The organism is Allobosea sp. MMO-172 (genome assembly GCF_037147855.1).
Classification (GTDB): domain Bacteria; phylum Pseudomonadota; class Alphaproteobacteria; order Rhizobiales; family Beijerinckiaceae; genus Allobosea.
Genome location: NZ_JBBCUM010000008.1, coordinates 25,136 through 48,709 on the forward strand (window position 1 = coordinate 25,136; position 23,574 = coordinate 48,709).

General features: G+C 65.6%; 16 protein-coding genes and 1 tRNA gene. 5 read left to right on the forward strand and 12 right to left on the reverse strand.

Going from position 1 to position 23,574, the window contains the following annotated elements:
- Window positions 1-41 precede the first annotated feature (41 nt).
- From WFK61_RS13490 to WFK61_RS13520, 7 genes are all read right to left on the reverse strand, one after another.
- Window positions 42-2,408 (reverse strand): hypothetical protein, encoded by a 2,367-nt coding sequence (locus WFK61_RS13490; RefSeq protein ID WP_336812435.1) that lies wholly within the window; start codon window positions 2,406-2,408, stop codon window positions 42-44.
- Window positions 2,336-3,190 carry a hypothetical protein gene (locus tag WFK61_RS13495; RefSeq protein WP_336812437.1) on the reverse strand — a complete coding sequence of 285 codons (855 nt, stop codon included), beginning with the start codon at window positions 3,188-3,190 and terminating at the stop codon, window positions 2,336-2,338. Before WFK61_RS13495 ends, WFK61_RS13490 begins: the two co-directional genes overlap by 73 nt.
- Entirely contained in the window at window positions 3,190-4,692 is a 1,503-nt protein-coding gene (locus WFK61_RS13500; RefSeq protein ID WP_336812439.1) for a hypothetical protein, read from the reverse strand. The genes WFK61_RS13495 and WFK61_RS13500 overlap by 1 nt, the downstream gene beginning before the upstream one ends.
- Window positions 4,693-4,695: 3 nt before the next feature.
- The gene (locus tag WFK61_RS13505; protein WP_336812441.1) at window positions 4,696-5,607 is read right to left on the reverse strand and encodes a hypothetical protein; all 912 of its coding nucleotides are present in this window, start codon (window positions 5,605-5,607) and stop codon (window positions 4,696-4,698) included.
- A gap of 3 nt (window positions 5,608-5,610) precedes the next feature.
- Window positions 5,611-6,462, reverse strand: coding sequence for a hypothetical protein (locus tag WFK61_RS13510; protein WP_336812443.1), 852 nt, complete (start codon window positions 6,460-6,462; stop codon window positions 5,611-5,613).
- Between the two features lie 293 nt (window positions 6,463-6,755).
- Window positions 6,756-7,247, reverse strand: a complete 492-nt coding sequence (locus tag WFK61_RS13515; RefSeq protein WP_336812445.1) for a hypothetical protein — start codon at window positions 7,245-7,247, stop codon at window positions 6,756-6,758.
- A gap of 1,829 nt (window positions 7,248-9,076) precedes the next feature.
- A complete protein-coding gene (locus WFK61_RS13520; RefSeq protein WP_336812446.1) occupies window positions 9,077-11,263 on the reverse strand; it encodes a bifunctional DNA primase/polymerase in 2,187 nt (728 codons plus the stop codon).
- A 111-nt stretch (window positions 11,264-11,374) separates the two neighbouring features.
- Here WFK61_RS13520 and WFK61_RS13525 point away from each other — a divergent pair, with 111 nt between their 5' ends.
- Together WFK61_RS13525 and WFK61_RS13530 are read left to right on the forward strand one after the other, a co-directional pair.
- Window positions 11,375-11,728, forward strand: a complete 354-nt coding sequence (locus WFK61_RS13525; RefSeq protein ID WP_336812448.1) for a hypothetical protein — start codon at window positions 11,375-11,377, stop codon at window positions 11,726-11,728.
- Between the two features lie 297 nt (window positions 11,729-12,025).
- Window positions 12,026-13,204, forward strand: a complete 1,179-nt coding sequence (locus WFK61_RS13530) for a hypothetical protein (RefSeq protein ID WP_336812450.1) — start codon at window positions 12,026-12,028, stop codon at window positions 13,202-13,204.
- 98 nt (window positions 13,205-13,302) lie between these two features.
- Here WFK61_RS13530 and WFK61_RS13535 read toward each other — a convergent pair.
- Both WFK61_RS13535 and WFK61_RS13540 read right to left on the reverse strand, forming a co-directional pair.
- A tRNA-Gly gene (locus tag WFK61_RS13535) sits at window positions 13,303-13,376 on the reverse strand.
- A 115-nt stretch (window positions 13,377-13,491) separates the two neighbouring features.
- A complete protein-coding gene (locus WFK61_RS13540; RefSeq protein ID WP_336812452.1) occupies window positions 13,492-15,561 on the reverse strand; it encodes a caspase family protein in 2,070 nt (689 codons plus the stop codon).
- A gap of 370 nt (window positions 15,562-15,931) precedes the next feature.
- On the opposite strand from WFK61_RS13540, the gene WFK61_RS13545 reads away from it, so the two are divergent.
- The 3 genes from WFK61_RS13545 to WFK61_RS13555 all read left to right on the forward strand — a co-directional run bounded on the left by WFK61_RS13545 (window position 15,932) and on the right by WFK61_RS13555 (window position 19,684).
- Complete coding sequence (locus WFK61_RS13545) at window positions 15,932-17,485, forward strand: methyltransferase regulatory domain-containing protein (protein WP_336812454.1); 1,554 nt, start codon at window positions 15,932-15,934, stop codon at window positions 17,483-17,485.
- A gap of 66 nt (window positions 17,486-17,551) precedes the next feature.
- A complete protein-coding gene (locus tag WFK61_RS13550) occupies window positions 17,552-19,348 on the forward strand; it encodes a transglycosylase SLT domain-containing protein (RefSeq protein ID WP_336812456.1) in 1,797 nt (598 codons plus the stop codon).
- A 57-nt stretch (window positions 19,349-19,405) separates the two neighbouring features.
- Window positions 19,406-19,684, forward strand: coding sequence for a hypothetical protein (locus WFK61_RS13555; protein ID WP_336812458.1), 279 nt, complete (start codon window positions 19,406-19,408; stop codon window positions 19,682-19,684).
- Window positions 19,685-19,923: 239 nt separating this feature from the next.
- On the opposite strand, the gene WFK61_RS13560 is transcribed toward WFK61_RS13555, so the two are convergent.
- From WFK61_RS13560 to tagF, 3 genes are read right to left on the reverse strand one after another with little or no spacing between them, the layout of a single operon-like run.
- Complete coding sequence (locus WFK61_RS13560; RefSeq protein ID WP_336812460.1) at window positions 19,924-22,047, reverse strand: protein kinase domain-containing protein; 2,124 nt, start codon at window positions 22,045-22,047, stop codon at window positions 19,924-19,926.
- Complete coding sequence (locus WFK61_RS13565; protein WP_336812462.1) at window positions 22,044-22,853, reverse strand: PP2C family protein-serine/threonine phosphatase; 810 nt, start codon at window positions 22,851-22,853, stop codon at window positions 22,044-22,046. The genes WFK61_RS13560 and WFK61_RS13565 overlap by 4 nt, the downstream gene beginning before the upstream one ends.
- Before the next feature lie 10 nt (window positions 22,854-22,863).
- Window positions 22,864-23,571: a type VI secretion system-associated protein TagF gene (gene tagF, locus WFK61_RS13570; protein ID WP_336812464.1), complete on the reverse strand. Its 708-nt coding sequence runs from the start codon at window positions 23,569-23,571 to the stop codon at window positions 22,864-22,866.
- Window positions 23,572-23,574: the final 3 nt, after the last annotated feature.

Here is a 23,574-nt window from a genome sequence, read left to right on the forward strand (position 1 = left end):
AGCTTTCACCTCGGGCGAGGCTTGCCTCCTGGCTTGCCCGATCAGTTCCGCGTCGGCCGAACCGTGACCTCGAGCGGGCGCCGTTCATCCTCAGACACCGACTCGCGAGTCGCGGCGGCGGCGCCTAGCAAACGCTGAACTGTATTCACGTATTGCGGGCTTCCTACTTTGACCTCTCGACTGGCCAGCAATAGCGCCAGATCAGGATCAATCGCCGCCCGATTGAGCAAATCGAGAGCCTGGCGTGAATCCTCTGGTGTCATGTTCCCGAGGAAGCGCCTTGCCGAGGCGATCATGCCGCCGCCCTTGAGCATACCAAATTTGAGGCGGGTCACGATTTCGGCTGCTCGACCGAGCGGCGTATCACGCGCGTTGTCGAAAACGCTGGCGCTCAGGCCCTTTTCGATCGTGTCAGATCCGCTTCTAACCCGCACTTGCTCGGTGCGCTGCAGTTCGAGCGCCTTCTGCACGACGCGCATTGCGCTCATCTCGGCCGGAGAGAAAACCGCAGTGAGGGCATTGGCGTGGTCGCCAAAAAGTGCCTGAACCTTTGCCGGCGAGAGAGGGCTGCGGCTATCTCCTGGTGGCAGCTTCTCGACTGCTGAGGTGGTGCCCCGGTCAATGAGATAGTCCCGCACTGCGGCTTTCAAGCCCGCGCGGGCATCGGGATTATTGGCGGTCAGAGCGGCAAGCTCGCGTAAACGACCTGCGGCATTGGCTTGGTTCTGCATGATGCTGTGGACGGCCTTATCCGGGTCCGCGTCGATTACCGCTCCAAGAGCGCCCTTGCTTATGCGATCGTCGATATCACGTTCGCTACGGCCAGCCGCCCGCTCAGTCTCGCGAAGGCGGGTCTGTGCGGCCTTGATCTGCTGCGCCAGGCCATCGGACACCCGTTCGCCCTTCTGGGCGCGAGCGATCATCGCGTCGACCTCGCTGCCGAAGCCGGGCGCCGCCTCGAGCTGATTGCCGTAGCTCTGACGCCAAGCACGCAGACGGTCCGGTCGGATCATCCCGGAGCGACTGTCTATCACACCCGAGGTTGCGAGATCTGAGAGCAGGTAATCGCGAACCGCAGCATTGCCCTGAGCGCCTGCCGGCGAGTCGTCGAGCACCCGACGCAGGGCTGCCGCCTTCTCGGGGGAGCTCAGGAAGCGCTTGGCCGTTTCGCTCGGCGGCGTGGTGCTACGCGTCGCGTCGCGATCGATCTCCTTGGTGAACTTGGCCATCTCATCGCCCGGGCCGGGGCGATATTTCGGCGCGAAGTTCTCCGCATAGTTGTTGTTCGCCTCGGCTGCCGCAGGCGAGCCTTCGACAGCCCGGGAAGCGCCCGCGCGAAGCTGGCCGATATTGTCGGCGAGATCGAAGTTGCCGGCCTGTCGCGCGGTTTCCCGGGCCTTGCCCGTGTATTTCTGCAGATCGACGATATCGCCAACAGCGGCTTGCCCGGTGCCGCCAGTGTTCACGTCGCGCATAACTGGCGCGCCATCCGGCCCGAGGACCCGCGAAGGCTGCTGCTCGATATTCGGTGCGAGGCGCTCCACACGCTGGACAAACTCCGCCGGGAGCTGCTGCCCCTGCGGACCAAGCTCGTTGATCTGCTGGCGAACACGAGTTGCCGCATCGATCATTGGCGTTGCGTCGACCATCTCCGTACGGTTCGGGTCGACGGCGCTATAGAGTTCGTTTTTCCGCGTGCGATCCGGCAGGTAGGTTTGATCCACGACGGCATTGTCGAGGCGCTGGCTGGCCCCGGCAGCCGCGTCCGCGCTCTGATACGGAGCAAGTGGCGCAGCATCGCCACGGCGCGCGGCATCAGCCGTCTGCGCTCGGCCTTCAACGGTGTCGACGCGCAACTGCCGCTGAGCGATTGCCGCGTCGTTTGCCGTTTGTGTTTCGGCGCGCAGGCGTGCCGCCTCCTCAGATGCGGCGAGCTGCAATTTCGCGGGATCCCCCTGCGGGGCTAGCCCATCCACGACGTCGCGAAGTCCAGCATTGATCGCTTGCTCACGCAGGATGGTTGGATTGCGGTCCCGCATAGCGAGCTCGCGTTCAAAGGCGACAATGCCCGGATCCTCAGCCAGCGCCCCGGGGGAAGGCAGCCGATCACCCAGGACGGGCCGCAGCTCGGCTCTATTGGCCTCCAGGCGAGCTGCTACCTCGTCGGGGCGCGTTGCCTTCCCCCGATAAATCTCGGCCGCCATGTCCGCTGCACGGCGGGTGACCGGATTCATCGTGCCGGGATTTACTGGAACGGAAGGATCGACCGAACTCAGATTGAGGGTCTTGCCGACGACGGGAATTGCGCCGACGGCCTTGGCACCCTGGCGCCCTGCTACCTGAACCGCCGATTGGCCGGCGAGTCCGCCGATGCCCCCCGCGAGGCTTGCTGCCGTATCGGCGACCACCCCCCGAGACCACCTCCAGCATCGCGGGCTGAGGGCGGAAGCTCTTTCGCCGCTGCAAGGCCGACCCCTGACCCGAAGCCCGCGGCCGCATCTCTTGCGACGGCTGCGCCGCGGCCGTCGGCATAGGATTTCATCGTTTGATCGAGGAAGCGCGGCAAGAGCGGCTCGCCCGCGGCGCGTTGCGCCGCCAAGGTCGCGGCGCGTCGCAATCCAAGCGCTAGTATTCCTCCACCCGCAGCAACGCCGCCCGACGCGCCCCCTATGCCTTCGAATACCGCGCGACGTGGGAAAGAAAGCTTGTCGGGGTCAACCGCTCCACCGGCCGCTTGGGCGGCGGGCCGAACCATCGTGTTCTTGAGAAATTCCGACCCGAAGGTCGGCTCTTTGACGAACGGCGTTTCGCCGCCAAAGAGTGTGTTCTTGGCGAAGATGGCTGGATTGACGAGCACTGCCGTTGCTGCATCCGTCGGGAAGCCGATCAAGTTGGCGATGCCTTCGCCGGCGGCCTGGCTGCCGAACCGAAGGTTTTCTCCTACCCGCGCCGCCAGCCCCGGAGTTGGCGTTATCCGCCTTGAGGATTCCGGGACAGGGCTTCGCTCATACCAATGTTCTTGGGTGCCGTCGGCTCTGTTGTTCGGGGCGGTTGGTCGAGCGTTTGCGTCGGTGGGAAAGCCGGGCGAGGGGCCCAGATCCCCGCCAAGGATCTCGGCGACCTCGGCATCGGAAGCATCGGCGGGAACGGATATCCGACGGCCCTCAAAGGCAATGATGCGATCGGCCATTACCGAGCCCTCCTCAGTTTACCGTCGGTTCCACGGACCCACGCTTCGTCGCTCCCGAGTGCAGCGCCGGGGGGTGTGGTTGCAGGCGTCTCGGAAGAAGGCACATACGATGGCGTTTGGCTTCGGGCGGGCGGAAGGCCCGCAGAGCGCGCTGACGTCGTGATGTCAGCGCTGTCGAGAGTGTTGACCAAATCCTCCATGGTTTGAAGGCGGGCGAGGTAGGACTGCTGGGATTCGAAAAGGGATGATGGATCGCCGGCGATTGTTTTGAACATCGCCAGATCCTTGTCGGTGACTGAACGCCCTTGTTGCCCAGCCAGTGCGGACGCAGCCTGATAAACCAGCAAATTCGCTGCAGACTGCATGCCCGGCAAGTGAGGGTCGAACATGTCTCCGATGAGCTTCGAGCTCACACCTCGCGATTTGAGCTCTGCAATGATCTCGTGCCGCGCTTGGGCGAAATTGTCTTTCCCAAAGACCTGCGCAAGGCCGTTCGCAATTTGCGCGCCTTCCTGGCCGATACGACGGATCTGACCGGGCAGCCCGAAGAGAGTGGGGTCCTTGGCCGCCAGCTCGCGCGTAAAGCCGAGCATGCCCCGGAAGCGTTGTCTGTCGACCTGGGCTTGCTGCAACGCTGTTTCGACGCTTGGACGGATGCCGACGTCTTTTGAAGTGCCCTGAGGCGCGACTATCGCGCCGCCGATGGGCAGCGGCTGCCCCGATTGGGCGTCTATCACGCCGTCGTAGGTGATGAAGCTCTTCCCGTCAGCTGCGTAGGTCCTGGGGGTCGGGGTAGGGGCCTGACCAAACGCAAAGCGGCTCTTTTCCGCATCGGAGGCAGAGGGAAGAAGCTGCTGAATGGTGGCGCCCCGAACCTGATCGGTGGAGAGAACCGGGCTCTTGCCGATCGCGTCCGGCCTGCGCAGCAGCACCGGTCGGTTCGTTGCCGGGTCGATGACCTCTACAGCCGCGTCGTCGGCGATGACGCGTCGGTTGGCGGCCTCGGTGTTAGCCACACGTACCCGGGTCTCTTCTTCGAGAGCCTTTTTCTGCAGCTCGTGTTGGAACTGCTGATCGAAATAATACTGGGTGTTCCGGCCTTCGCCACGGGCGAAGAGAGCGTTCGTGCCGAACGAGCTCGTCGGTCCGTCCTTCTGGTATCCAATAAGGGCTTGAGCGCCCGCAAGCTTTCCTGGATCCACGGCACCCGCGGCAGCAGCGCGGGCGAACCGCATGGCGTCGACGATCGTACCACCTTCGCCGACTGCTGCGTAGCCATCCGCTGTCGCGGCATTTTCATTGTCCAGCTTTTGCCGCTGAGCGTCGCGCAGGGCGTTCGCTGCTCCATTCTGATAGGCCTTTCCAAGGCTTGCGATTGCGCTGCCGATGTCGCCAGAAACCGGCGCGGGGCGCAGACCAGCAGCGCTAGGGGTTGTGTAAGGCGCGGGAGCGCTCGCCATAAACGAGCCCGTCGAAACACGGCGGCCGGTAAAGGTGGGCATCAGTCAGCTCCCAATCCAAGAGGACGCAGTCGACAGCCAGGATTTCGCGGTTGGCTGATAACCGGTGACGGTTTTTCCGTCGGATGCGTAGACAGGTGACTTCGACCCAGCCACCGAACCGGCCAACGACCCCAAGCCCTTGAGCAGCGAGCCTGTGTCAGACGTCTTCGGCTGGATCTGCGCCGGCCGGGCCAGACGGTCCTGAAGGAGCGTCGGCGGCGGCGCGTAGATCGGCGTGCGGACGAGCGAGCCCTTCAACTCCTGCTCGGCCGGCAGGAGGCTCAGGTCGCCCTTGGCGAAGTTGTTGGACAGCCCGATCTTGCCCATGAGATCGCCGATGCTTGTGTTCTGCGACTGGTCGACGTCCCCGTAGGCGCTGACGGCGGCGTCGGCGCGAGCGCGATCGGTCACGGTCGACCGGCCTTGCTCGAGTGCTGCGGCCAGCTGCCGCTTCACGAAATCGGGCGTGCTGCCCTGGAAGTTCGGATCAACCGCGCCGCCGGAATCGATGGCCTTGGCGGCGTAGTCGCCGCGGCTCTGCGTCGCTGCGCCGTGAGCGGCCGTCGTGCCGGCGGCACCAAGCGCCGGGACCGCGCCGGCCACAGCGGCCGCATTGGCGTCCGCAACGGCCCGCTGCCGATCGGTGAATTCCTTCAGCACCGCATTGCGGACGCGGGCTTCCTCGGCGTCCTGCTGCAGCGCCTGCCACTGGATGTCCTTGGCGGCCCGGATGTCGTTGTTGATGCGCTCGTTGTTTGCGTAGTCGATCTCGCGGTTCTTCGCGTCGACGATCGCCTCATTGAAGACGTTGAGCCGGTACGCCTTGTTGTTGGCGTCGTTCTGCATCTTCGTGCCGACGCCGGAGGCGGCCGCGCCGCCGATCGCCAACGCCGCGGAGAGAGGATCGAAGCACATCGCTTAGCTCCTCACTGTCATAGTGCCGTTGCCCGTGATTGGCGCGGAATTCTTCGCCCCCACGGTGTATTGCCCTGCCCCACGAGGCGCAGAAAGCGCCGTAGAAGCCGCGCCCGTCAGCGGCGCCAAAATGCTCGCGAACACGCTGCTGTTCTGCGGCTGCGAAACGCCGCTCGGCTGCGACTGTGACCCGTAACTCAGCACGGAATCGAACGGCACAACACCGCCGAGGTTGACCAGCGAAGTCGCCTCGCCAGTCGCGCGCGCCGCGAAGCCGGCCGGGTCTGCTGCGGTGCCGGCTGCGTCATAGAGAGAGTTCTTCTTGTTGCCGACGCTGGCGCGAAGCGAATTGGCAAAATCGAGGCCGCGCGACGCGACGCCGGCGCGCTCTTCGGCCGCCTTCTTCTCCAGATCGTTGATCGCGTTGATGCCGGCCGTGCTCTGCAGCGTACCGCGAGCGGCCAGGGCCGATTTCAGCTGGTCGAGTGCCTGCGCCCGCTGCTCCTCGAGCTTCGGCAGGTAGGCGGAACCGTAGCGGTCGGCGGCTTGGGTGTAATAGTCGTCGTTGAATCCGGCGAAGGCCGTATCGATCGCGCCGCGATTGTCGGTGATGAGCTTCTGGCGTTGCGCCTCGGCGGCCTTGGCTTCGTCCGAAGCAGCCTGCGCGGCCTTCTGCTGCTCAGCGAGGATGGTCGCTTCGCGTTCCTGTTGCAGCCGCAAGATGTCGGCCATCTGTTGCTGAGCGGCGATGCGCTGGCGCTCGTTCTCCGCAGCGACCTCTTCAGCCTTTTGGGCCTGCCAAATGGCAATGTTCTGCTGGGATTTCTTGCTGCCGCCGAGAAGATCGCCGCACATACGTCGCTCCGAGGGATCGTTTCAGATCACTTCGGCACGGCGAGACCGAGATAGAGCGCACGCTGGATGGTGAATTTGTATCAGATTGCCGACAGGATGTCAGCTAAAATTCATCAATTTTCACGTCCTCGTCCCCCTAGGGCGGAGATGCGACCCTGGTTTTCTGGCGCCGGAAAAATTGGCGAGAGCGCTTTGGGGGCTTCCGCATGAACCGCAGGCGGCCCCCGCCCCCGGGGTGCCGGGGTGTTCGCTGGCAGGGCGGAGGGGCGGTTGCAGCCCAAATAGGGCGACGATTAGTGTTCAATTGCAGCCACGTGGCCATCAACTGCTGGCGCGTTTGGTGCGCTAACGTCCTTAGCCCTGCTCGCCAGTTCGGTCTCAAGCTTGCTGACGATGTCCGCCAGCTCGCCTGGCGACATCTCGGCCAGCGTCTTCTGGGACTGCTCCTGGATCGCTGCTCGAGGGGCGATGATGCCAGCTTTTTCGATGAGATCACGGGCGATTGCTGCGCGGATGCGCGGTGAGATGGCCTCGTCGTCAAGGGCGTCGCTGAGATAACGAAGCGCTCGAGGGGCGAGCACAGTCTTGATCGCCTGCTTCATCCGCCACTCGATCGCGCGGGAAATCCGCGGCGTGCTGAGGAGGTGATAGGCTGATGTTTCAGCCGGATACCCCGAAAGCGCGAAAGCGATGTCGGCTTCAGTGCCTGCCGCGAGCAATTCGACGAGGCGATCCTCGCGATCCGACAGCAGATTCGGCAGGCTTCGATGGTCTGGGCTTCCCATAATTCAAAGTACACCCTTCGTGCGAGGTGAGGAACCACAGAAATTCATAGTGTTGTCTAATGTTGCATATGGTGCGTAAGATTGAGCTTATATTGATGTCATTATCAGGTTTTGCCGTTCAGTATTCGCGTATTTATTGGCAATTGAGTGCATTGTTTATTGTGTTTTTTGATGCGCTTGGTGTGCAACGTTCTGCAACAGATCTAAGCGGAACGAAAATTAACGATAGCTATAGTTAAATTCATCATTGACAGTCGGCCGCTTGGCTTTATCTTCGGCTGTGGGTTAAGAATCCGAGCTGCTCAGCTTGAGCGCTTCCGGGGTCTCCGCGTGCATGTCCAGGGCGACGGCCTAAAGACGCGCAGGACCGCCTCCGTACGGTTTCTTAGCCCCGGAAGTATGGCGCTCTAAGAAGGCGCCCCCTCAAGCGAGACGGAACGATTATCATGCGGAAATTCGGTGTAACTCGGACTTCGATCGAAGGCGCGGCTGAGCACGAAGTTCTTGAATTCGAGGTGACAATGCCTGACGGGCGGCGGATCGAGCTCTTGGCGACGAGCGATCCGCAAATCGGATGGAATGTTTCTACAAGTCTACCAAACGAGGGCTTATTGCATCTGGTTGAGGCAATAGCGCGCTTGGCCCCTTCAGATCCGGTAGCAGCGCTCGCGGTCAAGCACGTTTCGAGCGGCACAGCGTCATAGCTGGCGCAGTACGAGCACCGTCGCTTTTCGAGCGGGCTACTCGACGGCGGCCCGCTCATCCCTGTTTCACCATTCGCCGTTCCGCAACACCCTCATCCGTTAGGCGCCATAGCCAGCGGATGGGATCCTTCTGGCGTAGGCCGTGCTTGAGAGGCCCCTTGTGCGGCAAGCCCGGGGAAGCGGGCACGCGTTCGACCCAGCCGCGACGCCGGAAGGCTTGGCGAAGCCATGCACGCACCGAGTTCGGATTACAGCCGCTGGGCTTGATCAGGTCGTTCAGGACGTAGGCCTCTCCCGGTCGCATTGTCAGCAAGAGCCTGTCGAGCTCGCGAGCCTTGAGGCGCGCGCCGGCCTCGCGATCGGCTGCCTCACGCGCCGCGCAAACTTGCCTGGCCCGCTCCCTGCCGGCGGCCAAGACAGCTAGCTGTGCCGCGGATCGCGGAGCAACTGGCCTCTTTGCAGGGACGATATCGACCGGCGGCCTCGGATCGCTTCTCACGATCAAATCGCGAAGCCCCAGCCTATGCAGCACCCTCGCGTCACCGATAGGACGCGGGTCGACGCGACCGGCCTGTCCGACCTCAAGCTGACGAATTGATTTCGGTTTGCGCGGCCGCATTCCCTTACGCCTTCGGCTTGGAACGAATGCGGGCTCTCACGCCTGGCCTCTTGTGGAGGTCACAACGACGGTTGGGCTGGCGAAGCCAGGAGTCGCGGTTGCCCCTCGTGGACGTCCGATATGTGAAGGGCGCCCCGCACTTGGCACATGCGCTCTCCCATACTGCCAACCAGACAGTCCTGCCGTCCAAGCGCGTGTGCTCCTCGAGAGTATCGCAGCAATAGCGCTGCCCTCCGAGCCGGCGAATAATTCTCTCGATTTTCCGGCGCATATTGCGCTCCGAATTTTTGGCCTCAGTCTTCGGGTTGTTTCAACCTCGGGGCGGTCGGCGCCGCCGCCAGGCCGGGACCCCGGGGCCGCTGCCTCACGGCGCGAGCGGTCCCCCTTTAGGGGTGAGGCAGATGAGGCAGATGAGGCAGAAGGTTATCTGATTGAAATATATGCTGTTTTGGTCATCTGCCTCATCTGCCTCATCGGAAATTGCATGAGGCAGGTGACGCAGATCGCTATTCGTCTTTAATTTTCAATGGATTGAGCGCTGCCTCAGGCTGATTTTGAGGCAACGAATGAGCCAGTTTCGCCTCCGCCGAAGGCACGAGCCGGACCTTGGTCCCCGATCGCTCAAGCGAGATTTTCTCTAGTATTCCGAACTCGGTGAGCGCGCTATTTTCGCCGCAGAATATTGCGTCGATTTTTCTCGCTAGGTTTTTGGCCGGGCCGAATGCGCTCTGCATTTTCTGATCGAGCAGTTCGACCACCTTGCTCAGCCGATGCCACCCGCCACCCGGGAATTTGGCCGCGAGCACCTCGGCGAGGTGATGCGCCGGATCTTCCTTGAGCCGCATCACCTCCGCCATCGAGGCCTCCGGCTCATCATCCGGCAGCTTTTCCCGCTCAAGCTCGACCGGCACGAGGACGCCGATCTCCTGGCCATCGAACCCGCCAACCATGACGCCAGTCCGCTTGTACCAGGTGGTCTTGCCGTCCTTGGGGAACAGGTTGGCCTTCGCGTCGTCGAGGCGAACATAACGACCTCGGTCCTCGGCTTTCACCCCGAAGGCCTTGGCGTCCTTCACCGACATGTCGAACATGGTGACGGCAGTTCGGACGACACCGGCCTGGGAGCCGCCGCCGCGCAAAGTGTGGATGTCACCCGCGTGGCCTTCCGAGGAAGCCCCATCTGGCTTTCTGGTGTGTGCGCCTGCGGCGGTCGCGCAATCGCACTCGACGGCAATACGCCGGAGGATTTCCCAGACCTGCCGCATCTGCTCGTTGGAGTTCTCCTTGACCCGATGGAGCTCAGCCAGCGGGTCGACGACGAACAGGCCGATGCCGCGCTCCTTGATCGTACGCTTGATGCGAGCGATTTCGGGCGTGGCGCTAGCTTCGTCCTCATGCGCACCGCGGATAGCGATGGTCAGCGGCCGCTCGACACCGGAATCGATGTAGAGCATCGGCTTGCCTTCGAGCAGGAGGTCATCCCACGTCACGCGGAAGTACTGCATGATGGCAGCGATACGCCGGCGGAGCTCGTCTAGGTCGTCTTCCTGGTTCCAGTACCAGACCGGCGTCCGTTCGATCACCTTCCGGCCAATGATATCACTGCGCCCGGCGGCAACAGCAATCGCGGTCTGAAGGATGAATTGCGTCTTGCCCATGCCGCCCGGGGCGATGATCGCCGAGGTGAACCGGCGGCCGAAAGTGTTCCGCACGATCCACTGTCGCCGCGGTAGCGCAACCGGGTCGAAGGGCGTGAGAGGGGTGGCGGACGGCCAATCGGCTAAGGCTGACGTGGCCGATGGCTGCTCCAGTTCGATCACATCGAACTCAGCGGCCGGCGATGCGACGCCCGGCGCGTTCTGGCCGTGTCGATAGGCGTTTTCGACCTTCTTCTCCCAAAAATCGCGGCCCTGCGGCGGATGGCACTTGTTCAGGTCATGGTGCTCCAGCAGCAAGAGGACAGCTTCGCCCTCGGAGACGCCGAAATCTTTCACCCGGCAAGCAATACGGTACCCAGTATGATCGCCGTTTCCGCTGTCTGCGACGACCTCGGGCGCTTGGTTCTTGAGCCACTCCACCGCCCTTGCGATTGCCGCAGGTTCGTCGAGCTCGACCAGCGCCTGTTGAGTGTGGCTCGGAAGAGCTGCCACTCCGCATCGATCAGCGAGCCAGACAGGGATCGGCTTCAAAGCCCCGTCCGTCTCAACGAGATAAGAATTTGATCCTATATCAGAGCCTGGGCCGACGACATACCCGCCTTGGCTGCGGACATCCAAACCCTCGGCAATCGCGCTGACGCTGTTTCGGATCCGGTGATCTGGGCTCGCGTAATAGAGGTGCTTTCCTCCCGAGGCAGTTCGCACCATGAAGGTGCTGACGTCGAGATCCATGAACGTCACGAGGTCGTTCAGGCTCTGCTCGCCGAGGCGGCCGTCTTTCACGTCCACATCGAGAACCGTCAGGCCATTCCCGGTGGCGACGCCGATATTGTAAGGGACGAGCTCGCCGAATGGGTCGCTCCACATTGCCCGGACCCGGTCGGGATGGCTGCTGGCGGCATCCTGCCAGCCCTCATGTGCGGGCGTCTTGCCATCGACCTCCAGCGGGAAGACGCGAAACCCTCTCGCAGAGAGCCGGAGGGCCGACGCCAGCAGCCGATCGGCAATTGGTACGGATGAGGTATCCGGCTGCATGGTGGAGGCGATCCGCTCGGCGTGTGAAAATTGATGAATACACAATTGCACATTTCGCAATATCAATCTACTATGCCCGCTATGAATTCTCCCGATGATCGAGTTCAGCCCATGCAAAAGCCCGTTCCCTCAGACGAAGGCGGCCTGGAGGAGATTCGCCGGCAGGCCAAGGAAGCGCGCGAGGCACTCGACGCGTTCGATGCGACCGTGGAGGCGTTCTTACGAGCGTCAGAATCGCGGGTCGATTTCTTCGGAATGGCCGCTGCAGGCAGCGCGACCTTCGTTTTCGAGATGCGCAAGGGGCGAAACTTTCGCCGTAACAGGCTTAAGCGTGTGCTGGCGTTCATAGAGAATTTCGAAGGCAACGAGGGTCTGCGCCGTCGATCCGCGGGCCGTGGCGGTGCACCTGAAAGTGACGCGGCTCTGGTCGGAGCCAAGCGAAGTGGGGCAATTCGTGAAAGGTGAAATTCACCGCTCCTCTCTTCGCGAGTTCGGCTTGCCTGCGCGCGAGAGGCTTCAGCGTGATCTGACCATCGCAACGGTGGCGCGCCTTCTTGGCTTCCCCAGCGCTCGAGAGTTCGCGCCGCATCTTAACGATTATCTCGCGCGCGGCCTGCCAGCGCCCGATCCCATTACAGGGCGCGTCGATCCCGTCGGCTTCGAGCGTTGGCGCCGTCTTCGTGCGCCGCACCTGTTTCCCGAGCTCACCCCGCCGAGTGCAGCTCTCGACCCCAGGAAAGTATGGGCGGAGCGGAGGGGAGCATGGCGGGACGACGCGGCGTAAAGATCCCTTATTCCCGGGTGAAGAAGAACGGCCGCCGCTATTGGGAGCCGACGCCCGAAATGCAAAAGGCTGGCTTTCGGCCCAAACCCCTTGGCCTCGAAGGGCCTCAGTCTCGCGACGCCGCCCTGAGGCTGTTCCAGGCTTGGGAGACGCATCGGACGGGTAAGCCTGACCCCACCATCAAGGCGCAGGTTGGAAAGGGGCGTGAGGCCGCTGAGGTCGCTCGTGTTTGGCCGCGAAACTCAATCGGTGACGCCTACCAGCGGTTCATGCGCACGCCAGAGTGGGGAAAGCTTGCGCACTCGACTCGCAACCGGGACATCTTGCCGTCCTGGGCCTACATCCGCGACGCATGGGGCGCCACTGATCCCAACCTCATGACCCTAGACATCCTCTCAGAATGGCGAGAGGAGCTCAATGAGCGGCATGGAGCCGGTGTTGCGCACAAGGTCATCAAAGAGTGGCGTCGGCACTGGCGAGTGATGCTGGCCCTTAGGGTAGCGATCGGCGCTGACCCGTCCATAGGCATTCGGAACTCGGCTCCTCCGCCTCGCTGGCAGACGTGGCGGGAAGGCGAGGTCGTGCGTCTGGTGAAGGCGGCGATCAGGCGTAAGAGCCTGCGACTGGCCGTCACCATTGCCGCGATTTGGGACACGCAATTTCAGCCCGGCGACGTGCGCACCCTCAAGGCTCGCCACATGCGGATCGTCGGCACGAGCGGGGAGGTGATCTTCGACCGCACAGCCGACGGGCGCCAGAAGACCGGCAAGCCGGCGATAGGTACCCTGTCGAAGCGCTCCCGTCGCCTGCTCGAGGTTTACCTAGCCAAGATGCCAGCGTTGACTCCCGAGGCCTGGCTGCTTCCGCTATCCACGAAACGTGTGCCTGCCATTTCGGAGCTGACGCGTGAGTTCCGGGAGCTGTGCGAGGTCGTATTCCCCGGCGACGAGCGACAGCTTCGCGATATGAGGCGCTCGGGCTCGGTCGAGGCCTTCGCCGGCGGCGCCACGCCCGCGGATGTTGGGACGAAGATGGCCAACTCCATCGCGCAATCGAACAAGCTTTTCTCGACCTACAATCCTGTGGATTTGGCGAGCGTCAGGCGTGCCGATGAGGCCCGTCTGAAAGGCCGCAGAGCTCGCCGCGATGGAACGTGAAAAGAACGGAAGTTGGAATTCCAACCGCGTCAACAGCTAGGAAAGTTGGAATTGGCTGGAGGGCCATCCCTTAACGTCCTGAGCATGCTGGAGAATTTTGGAGCGGGTACCGGGAATCGAACCCGGGTATTCAGCTTGGAAGGCTGCTGCTCTACCATTGAGCTACACCCGCATCGGGCGCCAAATTCCCCATCGGACCCGCCAGTGTCAAGGGGGCGCGCTCGGGTTGTCCGCCGGATCTGGTCCCGGCGCGCGCTCCGTGCGGGCGCCGGGCTGTTCCGTGGGATTCAGAAGCCGAAGTTGAAACCGGCCTTGAGGATGTCTCCCGAGGTCCGGGCCCGCATGACCGCGTATTGCGTGGGGGCGAGCCCGGTATAGTCGAGCAAGTTCAGCTTCTGGTTGCCCAGGTCGTAATGCGTATAGTCCAGCCGCAGCGTCATGCCGGGCAGGATCGCGTATTCGACACCACCGCCCAAGGCCCAGCCGCTGGCCATACCGGAGCGCGAGCCCGCCGCGCCCGACACGGTCGCCGGAGTGTCGGGAGCGATGGAACCCTTCTGGTCGATCAGGCCATAGGCGTAGCCGCCGCTGCCATAGATCATGAAATCGCCGAGGACGAAGCCGGCGCGGGCGCGGACCGTTCCCAGCATCGAGAGCTCGTTCTGGGCGCGCGTCGTGAAGCGGGTGCCGGCGGGATTGGCAGCGCTCGTCTGGCTGCCGCCGAGGCGCGTCGCCGAGAGGTCGGTCTCGGCGCCGATGACGACCGCGCCGATCTGGTAGTTGAACCCGAACTGCCCGCCGCCGACCGCGCCGCTGCCATCGGTCGAGAGGCGGCCCGGCACCGCGGCCGGATCGATGGCGTAGGGCGCGAGAATCGTGATCGGCGTGGGGGTGCCGACCTGGATCGTCGGGCTGCCATAGGGGCCGGCGACGGTTGTCCGGCCGCTCTGGCGGCCGCCGCCGAGCGAGCCGCCGGCATAGAAGCCGGTCCAGCGCGGGCGTTCGGGCAGGAGCACGGGCATGTCCGGCGCCTGGGCCTGCGGGCCGGGCGGCGGGGGAGGCGGATTGTAGGGCGGCACGGTGGGGGACCGGGCCGGGGAGACGCCACGCGGCGTATAGTCGGCGCGGCGGGTGCGGGGTTGCTGGACCGCCGGGCAGACCGGGCAGGTCTGCGCGACCTGGACGCGGTTGCGGCTCGGCGCGGCGGCGGCCAGCCGCAGGGCCGCGGCGGTGTGCTCTGAGACCGGGTAGAGCCGGGCATAGAGCCTGAAGGATTCGGCGTCGCCGGCCAGCACCGCTTCGGCCCAGGCGCGCTCGTCGGTGCGCTGGGCCAGGATGCGGTTCAGGCGCAGCGCGGTCTGGTCCTCCGGGTTGATGGCCAGCGTATTGCCGTAGATGTCGCTGCGGTCCCAGGCGATGGCGGTGCGGGCGGCGTCGGCCGGCGACATGGCGCGCAGCGACGCCAGCGTCGGGCGCGCCGTTAGCGGCACGTTGCCGGCGGTGGCCGGCTGGGGCGCGGATGTACCGGCCGGGCGCTGGAAGAAGCTGAATTCGGTGATCAGCGAGGAGGTATCCCAGGGAATCTGGGTGCCGTTGGTGGAATCGTAGACGGCGAGGCGGATGCGCCGGAAGATCTGCTCGACGGCAAGGCCCGGCTCGCGCGCCTCGCGCAGGAAGGCCGTTGTGAAGGGGCTGTTGCTGCCCGTGCCGTCCGCCGCGGTGGAGCCCGGCGAGGTCGCGAAGGCGACGAAAGTGCCGCTGCCGGAATCGACGCGGGCGAGACCGGCCTCGTTGCTGATGCCCTCATTGGCGCCGTCGACGATCTGCAACGCGAGGCCGCGGGCGACCTGGCGGTTGGCGAAGGGGTTGTCGCGGCAGGCGTCGAGGATCGCGATCTTCGACTTCGCTCCGGCGCCGTCGAGGCGGCGCAGGATATCGCCGAGCGAGAGCGACTGGTCGGCGATGCTGCTCGCGATCTGCGGGCGGATATCGGTCGGCAGGATGTAGTTGGCGCCGTCGAGCTGCACGGCATGGCCGGCGTAATAGACCAGCGCCGTGGCGTCGGGGCCCCCGCGACGGACCTTGTCGACGAAGACGTCGAGTGCGCCGCGCAGTCCGGCGAGCGACATGTCGAGCGCCGGGGTGATGTCGAAGCCCGCTTCCTGCAGCATGGAGCGGGTGGCATTGGCGTCGTTCAGGGCATTGGGCAGCTTGGTGACATTGGCATAGGCACCGTTGCCGATGACGAAGGCGAAGCGCTTCTGGGCAAGGGCGGGCGTGGCGCCAAAGCTCAGTGCGGCGAAGGCCGCTGTCCACGCGACGATGAGATACGCATAGGCCCGGGCATGTATCCGCATGCTGCTTCCCCTGGGCGAGAAGAACGACTCGCTGGACCCTGTCTGAGGCCGGCGACTCGAATGGGCGTCCGCCATATGATGGAGGTTCCCAGAAAGCCGGCCGACGAAGCAACACCAAATCGCCACTGGAAAGCCTTGATCCAAAACGGGTTCCGGCGCGTTCTTTCTTCAGGTTTCGCTTGATGTTGCCGGCGCCGATCGCAGCGATTTCTCAGGCGTAATCTTGCGGGTGTGACTTAATTGTCCGGCCTCCCAGGGCTTGTTGCGGCAGCTGCGCGGGAGCAGGCTCAGGGCGGCGCTCCTTCAAATGAATGAAGCGCCGGGGCGGTGCTTCGGCTCGAATACCGGGATGAAGCCGGCGGTAGCGGTGATGACGAGCAACTCAGCCATCAATCCCTACGATGCCGTGGCCTATCCCGGCCATTCCTTCGCGCAGACCCATCCCTCGCGGCTCGCGACCATCGCCCATTTCCACGGCATGACTCCGGCCTTGCCGAGCGCGATGCGCGTGCTCGAACTGGGCTGCGGGCGCGGCGGCAACCTCATTCCGATGGCTGCGCAATATCCCGGCAGCCGCTTCCTTGGCATCGACCTCAGCGGCGACTCGATCCGGCAGGCCTCCGCCAATGCCGCCGAACTGGGTCTGGGCAATCTCGCCTTCGAGCAGCGCGATATCCTCGCGGTGGGGGAGGAGATCGACACCTTCGATTACATCACCGTCCACGGCGTCTATTCCTGGGTGCCGGACGTGGTGCGCGAGCGCATCATCGCGCTGTTCGGGCGATTGCTGGCGCCTCATGGCGTCGCCTATGTCAGTTACAACGCCTTGCCCGGCTGCCGTCTGCGGGATCTCGCGCGCGACGTCATGCTCTTCGCGGTCAAGGACATCGAGGACCCGCGTGAGCGGGTGAAGGTCGCCCGCGCCGCCCTGAAGGAGATCGCCGAAGCGAGCGATCCCGACAGCTTCCATGGCGCGGCGCTGCGGCAGCGCCTGAAGCAGATCGACGAACTACCCGACAATGTCCTCTATCACGACGACCTCAATCCCGGCGCGCGGGCCTTCGCGCTGCACGAGGTGCTGGCGGTCGCGGAGCGGAACGGCCTGCAGTTCCTGGCCGAGGCCTCGTTCCCGAACCTCTATGGAGCCGCCAAGGGGCCGGCCCAGCAGATGCTCGAAAAACTGCCGCTGGAGCAGATGGCCTTGCGCGAGCAGATTCTCGACCTGCTGATCGGCCGGGCCTTTCGCGAGACGCTGCTGTGCCGGGCCGATGTCGCGCTCAGCCGCGGCGTCCGGCCGGGCTCGCTGAGGCCGTATCATCTTGCCGCCAATGCGCGGCAGGCGCCGGCCAAGGAGGACGAGAAGCCCGGCGTCCAGCGCTTCAGCTTCGACGAGGGCGTGCAGCTCGCGGTCGACCTGCCGCTGTGCAAGGCGGCGCTGGGAATTCTCAGCACGATCTGGCCGGCGAGCATCGCCTGGGACGAGCTGGTCGAGCGCTCCTGCCGTGCGGTGGCCGATGAACTGGGGCCCGACCGGGCGCATGAGATCGCGCGGCTGGACGAAGCCCTGATCGCGATCTTCAAGGCGGGGTTGCTCGACATCCGGCTGGAGGCGCCGCCCTTGACGACGGCGATCAGCGAGAAGCCGGCCGCCAGCGAGATCGCGCGCTGGCAGGCCTTGAGCTCCGCCGAGGTCACCGATCTGCGCCACCGCACCGTGCAGCTGGATGGCGTCGTCGTGCGCAAATTCGTCAGCCTGCTCGACGGCTCGCGCGACCAGCACATGCTGCTCGATGCGATGAACGCTTTCCTCGACGAGACCCGAAGCTCCGGCATCACGATCCCCGGCCTGCCGGAGCGGGCGACGGCGGAGGAGGTGGCGATGCATCTGAAGGATGTCGCACGCCTCGGGTTGCTGCGGGCGTGACGATTGTGAAGCGCCCGTGCCGGGCGTAACCTTGCGGCAGGGGGCGATGGAGCGCGGGCCAGCGGAATGAGCGAGCGCTTCCGGCAATTTCAGGCGCTGTTTCCGGAGGAGGATTGCCTCGCCGCGCTGATGCGCCTGCGCCATGGCGGGGCGAGCATGACATGCCCCGCCTGCGGCCGGCCGGCGCGGTTCGAGCCACGCCCGAAACTGCGCGGCTTCGCCTGCCAGCATTGCAACTACATGATCCATCCGGCCGCGGGGACTCCGCTGGAAAGCCGGCGCACGCCGCTGCAGCTCTGGTTCTATGCGCTGAAGACGGTGTCCGAGCAGCCCGGCAAGGCGGCTGTCGGCACGATCGCGCGCGAGGCAAGCGTGCCGCAGGTCATGGCGCAGCGGTTGGTGGACGATCTCGCGGCGCTTGCCGGGCGGGGCGATGCCGGCTGGCTGGAAAAGCTGCGCAGCCTCGTGACCGGGAAGCCGGAAATGGCCGCGGCGCCGGTCGCTGCTGTCTCGTCGCCCGCGCGTCCATCATCCGCTCCGACCCCACCCGCTGCGGCTCCCGTGCGGCGGGAAGTAGCGGAACCGCCACGACCGGCTCCGACGCGGCCAGCTGTGGCCGCTCCGGCTCCGCCACAGGCTCCACGGCCGATAGCTGCTCCTCCGGCCGCCCCACGAACGGCCCCCGCCGAGCCTGCCGACATCGCGGAGGCGAGCGATGCACGCGCGAAGAAGGCGTCGTCAGGCGGCAAGGCGATCGCGGCCGTTGCAGCCGGTGTCGCCTGCGTGGCCGCTGCCGTGCTCGGTCTGGCCTATGCACGGCTCCAGCAGCAGGAGCGGCCGGAGCCGGAGCGTGGCGTCGAGATCGCGGCCGTCGAAGCCCCGGCGCTGAAGGATGCGCCAGCACGGCCCTCGCTGATCCTGTCCTCGGTCGAGCAGGACCTGGAGGGGGCGCGGCAGGCGGCCCAGTTCGCCCTCGACAACGATCCCTCGCTGGCGGCGATCAAGCCGCAGGAGGAGGCGCCGACCCAGCAGGTGCCGGTCAACCAGTTGCAATTGCCGTCCAATATTCTGCTGGTGCCGCCGAAGATGCAGGGCGGGCCGCCGCCCGGGCCGGTTTCGTCCAGCGGCGCGCCGCAGCCGCCGCCCCAGATATCCAGCGGCGATCCCGATCAGGTTCTGACCTTCGGGCCGATCAAGATCCGCCGCCACCTCGTCGATACCATCGTGCGCGCCAGCAAGGTCGTCGGCGCCGACCCGACCTTGCTGATGGCCGTCGCCGACAAGGAATCCTCGTTCTCGACGGCGGTGAAGGCGCAGACCTCCTCGGCGACCGGGCTCTACCAGTTCATCGAGCAGACCTGGCTCGGCGTGATCTACGAGTTCGGCGCGAAGCACGGGCTTGCCGCCGATGCGAAGCTGATCGGCCGGTCGGGCCGGCAATTCGTCGTCGGCGATGCCGCCCAGCGCCAGCGCATCCTCGACATGCGGCGCGAGCCCTATATCTCGGCGCTGCTGGCGGCCGAGATGCTGAAGCGCGATACGCTCCGGCTGGAGCGGGCGCTGGGGCGCCATCTCACCGGCGGCGAGATCTACCTGATCCATTTCCTCGGGCCGGACGCGGCGCAGACCTTCATTGAGACCATGGAGGAAACGCCCGGCGTCAAGGCGGCCGAGCTCCTTCCGAGGCCGGCCCAGGCCAACCGGCCGATCTTCTATGCCGATGCCGGGGGCGAGACCAAGGTGCTCACGGTCTCCGAGGTCCACAAGAAGTTCAACGAGATGATCAAGGTCAGGCTCGACCGCTACAGCGCGGTCCGGCCGGGGCAGGGGCCGGGCATCGCCCGGCCGCAGCCGAAGAAGTGACGTTCCGCCGCAGCATGCGGCCATCCGCTCCCAGCGAGCCTCGAAAGGAGACGATCCATGCCGGCCAACCGTTTCGAACAGGTCGACGAGCCGCCGACCGATGCGATCACGCTCAAGCTGTCGGAGCGCGGTGGCGAAGCCTTCGGGCATGTGCTCTGCCCGGCCGATCTCGCCGGCGGGCATCTGGTCAACGATTTCGTCAGCGACGAGCTGGCCGCGAAGGAGGCCTTCCGCACCGCGATCCGGCTCGCCAACGAGATCCGGGCGCCGATCGTGGTCGAGGACAAGGCCGGCGTCTGGCAGGAGGAATGGGGCGTATTGTATCGCGAGGATTGAGGCGGACTGCCAAACGCCGTCATGCTCGGGCTCGACCCGAGCATCTCCTCCGTCCGTTGTCATTCCGGGGCGTGCCGCAGGCGCGAACCCGGAACCCACGACTGGGTTGAACCGCCTATCCCGATTTTGGATACCTCACCCAGTCGTGGGTTCCGGGTTCTTCGCTGCGCGAAGCCCCGGAATGACAAGGGTGGTGCTGCAAGCCATTGCAGCCAAGTGTGTTAGCGCCCGCTGATGCCTCACTCGATGCGGAAATACTTGATCCCCAGCCCCAGCTTGCCGTTCTGGCGAGCGAGGTCGAGTTTGAGATTGGCGAAGAACTCGCTCGCGGGCGAGGGATTGGGGCCTGAGAGCGCCGGCAGCGGCTCCTTGGTGACGAGCGCGAGCACGGTCTGCGGACGCGCCGCGCCGCCGGTCGACTCAAGCTTGAGGTTGAAGGTCACCTTGTTGCCCTCGCGCTTCATGAAGTTCGCGAGATTGTAGACGAGGCCGTCGTCGCCGATCAGCACGACGTCGAGATTCTGGCCGCCGCCGGCCTCGACCGAGCCGTTGAGGATGTCGCCGCTCTTCATGGCGAAGGAGCCGATCTGGACACGCGGGCTGCGGTCGATGCCGACACCGGGCCGGCGCAGGAAATCGACCATGGGGCATTGCGCCTCGGTCATCGGCCGCAGGCTGATCTGCGCCTCGAAGCCCTGCGCGGCCTTGAAGGCGCTGTCGAAGGTGACGAAGGGCGCCGACGCGTTGCCGAATCCTTCCAGCGTCGCCTTGCGGTCGCCGATCTCCAGCGGCCAGAGGAAGAAGCAGGAGCCGCCGTCATAATCGCGGACATAGCGCTCGATGCGCTCGGCCGGGGTACGCGGCTCGGGCTCCGGCACCATCGCCGCGACCTGCGGAGGCGCGACGCTTTGGCTGGCCGGAGGCGTCGGGATAACGACGGCGACGGGCGGCGGTTCGGGCGGCTTCACCTCGACGGCCGGGGGCGGCTTGGAGGGTTCGGGGGCAGGCGGACGGGCCGGGGCCTGCTGAGGCGGCTCGACATTGACCGCGACCTGCGAGCCTGATGTCGGCCGCTGCGGCCGTGAAGGCTGCTGCCCCGCTTGCGATGGCGTGGCCGGAGGTTGCGCAGCCGGCGGCGGCGAGGGCGGGTTCTGCGAGGCGGCAGGCTTCTCGGTCGCCGGAGGCACGGATGCCGGTGGCTGTGCCGGCGCTTCGGCCTGCGCAGCCGGCGGGCTTGTCGTGGGTGATTGCGCCGCGGGAGCCTCGGTCAGGGCGGGCGGCGCGTTCGCCGTCGGCGCGCCGGCCGAGGGCTGCTCCGAGAGCGGCGGCGGATCGTTGGTTGCGACCCGGGCCGGTTGTCCCCCGCCCATCGTCGTCCAGGCATAGTAGCCACCGCCGGCGAGCAGCGCGAGCGCGGCGATGCCGGCGACGAGCGGCAGGGGCGAGCGGCCCGATTTTTCCGGGGCGGCCTTGCCGCTCGTCGCCTTCGCGGCGGCCTTCTTGCCTGCAGCGGGGGCCTGCCAGGTCGCGACCTCGGCCATGTCGGCGGGGCGGTCCTTCGGGTCGGGCGCGAGCATGCGGGCCAGCAGCGGGCGCACGCGCGCGTCGACGCCGGAGAGATCGGGCAGGCGGCGGCGCTTGTCGATGATGTCGACCTGGGAACCGCCCATGTCGATGGCGCGCCCGGTCAGGGCCTGCGCCAGCACCAACGCGAAGGAATACATGTCCGAGCGGCCGGAGACTTCGCCGCCATAGAGGCCGAGCTGTTCGGGCGAGACATAGTTGTACTTTCCGGCGAAGCCGGAGCCGATCACCGTGCCTTCGCCGAGGATGCTGGAGCGGGCGATGCCGAAGTCGATGATCTTGGCGCGGGAGGGATCGCCGCCCGGCAGGATGATGTTGTCGGGCGAGATGTCGCGATGGATGATGCCGAGCCGGTGCGCGGCATGCAGGCCCGGCGCCACGCGCTGGCGCAGGATATCGGCTTCCTCAACGCTGAGCGGCCCCTGCTGGATGCGCTCGGAGAGCGGCTGGCCGTCGACGAACTCCATCGCGAGATAGGGGGTCTCGCTCACCGGATCGATGGCGAAGACGTAGTAGCGGACGATGGCCTCGTTATAGAGGTTGTGCAGGGCGGCCGCCTCGCGCCGGAACAGGGCGAGCACGGCGTCGTCGCGCGCCATGTCGGGGCGGATCATCTTGATCGCCACGGCGTCGCCGGTCTGGATAGCGCGGCCCTTGTAGACCTCGCCCATGCCGCCGACGGCGATCAGGCTCTCGATCTCGTAGATGCCGTTGAGCTTCGTGCCGATGCGGGCATTGGCGCGGGGTGCGAAGACGGTGCGCTCGGAGTCGTCGCTCATGGCGTTGTGCTCCCTGGCGTCGTGCCCCCCCGCACCGATCGGTTCGGCATCCAGCGTGTCCTTTCGCTCGTCCCCTGTCGATAGCGCACGATCACGACGGTGACATTGTCGCGCGCGCCACGCTCCAGCGTCAGCGCCAGCAGGGCGTCGCAGGCGGCCTGCGCGCTGCCGGCCTGGACGGCGGTCAGGATTTCCGCATCAGTGACATGCTCGGTCAGCCCGTCCGAGCAGAGCAGGAAGGTGTCACCATCGGCGATCTCGCCGTTCTCAAGATCGAGTTCGGGCGTTTCGTGGACGCCGATCGCATGGGTGATGACGTGCCGGCGCGGCGAGCGCCTGGCCTCCTCGGCGGTGAGCAGGCCGCGATCGACCATGTCCTGAACCTCGGTATGGTCGCGCGAGACCTGTGCGATGATGCCGCCGCGGATCAGGTAGATGCGGCTGTCGCCGGACCAGAGGCAGGCGAAATGGCGTTGGTGGATCAGGAGGCAGACCAGCGTCGCGCCCATGGTGGCGCCGCGCCGGTCGATCTCGGCGCGCAGGTCGTCATTGGCCTTGAGCACGCCGGCTTCCAGCATGGCGAGCAGATCCGGCGCGGACCCGGCGGCGCCGACCGCCTCCAGCGCCGCGACCACGGTCGCGCTGGCGAGCGCGCCGTTCTCATGCCCGCCCATGCCATCGGCGACGGCCCAGAGGCCGATCTCCGGCCGCAGGATGAAATTGTCCTCGTTGGCGGTGCGGACCTTGCCGGTATGGCTGATGCAGCCGGTCTCGAAATCGGGGTTCCGGCGCGGGGCGTCGTTCATGGCATCGCCCTCATGACCCGGCGCGCTCGGGCGCGAGATGGCCGTCGAAACGGCCGGTGAGCAGGCCGGCGAAGAGATAGGGATCGGGCAAGGCGTGGCCGGTCAGGGCCAGCGGTTCGAAATTCGGGCCGCCGACCGTCCAGAGATAGCATGCATGGGCATAGGCGCGGGCATGATCCTCGACGCGCAGGGCCGCCAGCCGCTCCGGGAAACCGGAAGCGATCGCTGCGCTGACGATGGTGCCGTCGGCGAGGCGGACCATGTCCTGCGGCGGCGCGGCGAGGAGATGGTCGTTGGGGACGGGCAGGGCGGCGAGGCGCTGCACTACCGCCTCGTAGCTCGCCTGCGGTTCCAGCGCGTGGAGCAGGAAATCCTCGATCGCCTCGAACCATTGATCCTGTGGGTCGAGTTCGGGCGGCGGGATCGCGGCGCCCGGGCTCGCGGCGGCGAAGACCGTCAGCGGGAAATAGCGGCCGACGCCGTCGACCGAAGGCATGAAGGCGCCGGCGACCGTCTGCCCGCCATGGGCGCCGCCCAGCCAGAAGCGCCAGATCGGGGCGTTGAGATAGGCTTCCTGCCAGCGGTTGCCGAGTTCGAGCCGGCTCGCGGTCAGGCCGCCCTGCAGCCATTTCTCGTAAGTTCCGAGGAAGCCGGAGGGAGCGTTCAGCGCGATGAAGTCGCGCTTGGCCGGCAGCTTGCCGAAGAGGCCGCAGCTCAAGGC

Bases quoted from the DNA above. Each gene is read 5' to 3' on its own strand.
- WFK61_RS13525 (WP_336812448.1), top strand. From the start codon at position 11,375: ATGCAAAAGCCCGTTCCCTCAGACGAAGGCGGCCTGGAGGAGATTCGC.
- WFK61_RS13545 (WP_336812454.1), top strand. From the start codon at position 15,932: ATGACGAGCAACTCAGCCATCAATCCCTACGATGCCGTGGCCTATCCC.
- WFK61_RS13560 (WP_336812460.1), bottom strand. From the start codon at position 22,047: ATGAGCGACGACTCCGAGCGCACCGTCTTCGCACCCCGCGCCAATGCC.
- WFK61_RS13505 (WP_336812441.1), bottom strand. From the start codon at position 5,607: ATGTGCTTCGATCCTCTCTCCGCGGCGTTGGCGATCGGCGGCGCGGCC.
- WFK61_RS13520 (WP_336812446.1), bottom strand. From the start codon at position 11,263: ATGCAGCCGGATACCTCATCCGTACCAATTGCCGATCGGCTGCTGGCG.
- WFK61_RS13530 (WP_336812450.1), top strand. From the start codon at position 12,026: ATGGCGGGACGACGCGGCGTAAAGATCCCTTATTCCCGGGTGAAGAAG.
- WFK61_RS13495 (WP_336812437.1), bottom strand. From the start codon at position 3,190: ATGGCCGATCGCATCATTGCCTTTGAGGGCCGTCGGATATCCGTTCCC.
- WFK61_RS13540 (WP_336812452.1), bottom strand. From the start codon at position 15,561: ATGCGGATACATGCCCGGGCCTATGCGTATCTCATCGTCGCGTGGACA.
- WFK61_RS13515 (WP_336812445.1), bottom strand. From the start codon at position 7,247: ATGGGAAGCCCAGACCATCGAAGCCTGCCGAATCTGCTGTCGGATCGC.
- WFK61_RS13550 (WP_336812456.1), top strand. From the start codon at position 17,552: ATGAGCGAGCGCTTCCGGCAATTTCAGGCGCTGTTTCCGGAGGAGGAT.
- WFK61_RS13555 (WP_336812458.1), top strand. From the start codon at position 19,406: ATGCCGGCCAACCGTTTCGAACAGGTCGACGAGCCGCCGACCGATGCG.
- WFK61_RS13510 (WP_336812443.1), bottom strand. From the start codon at position 6,462: ATGTGCGGCGATCTTCTCGGCGGCAGCAAGAAATCCCAGCAGAACATT.
- WFK61_RS13500 (WP_336812439.1), bottom strand. From the start codon at position 4,692: ATGCCCACCTTTACCGGCCGCCGTGTTTCGACGGGCTCGTTTATGGCG.
- WFK61_RS13565 (WP_336812462.1), bottom strand. From the start codon at position 22,853: ATGAACGACGCCCCGCGCCGGAACCCCGATTTCGAGACCGGCTGCATC.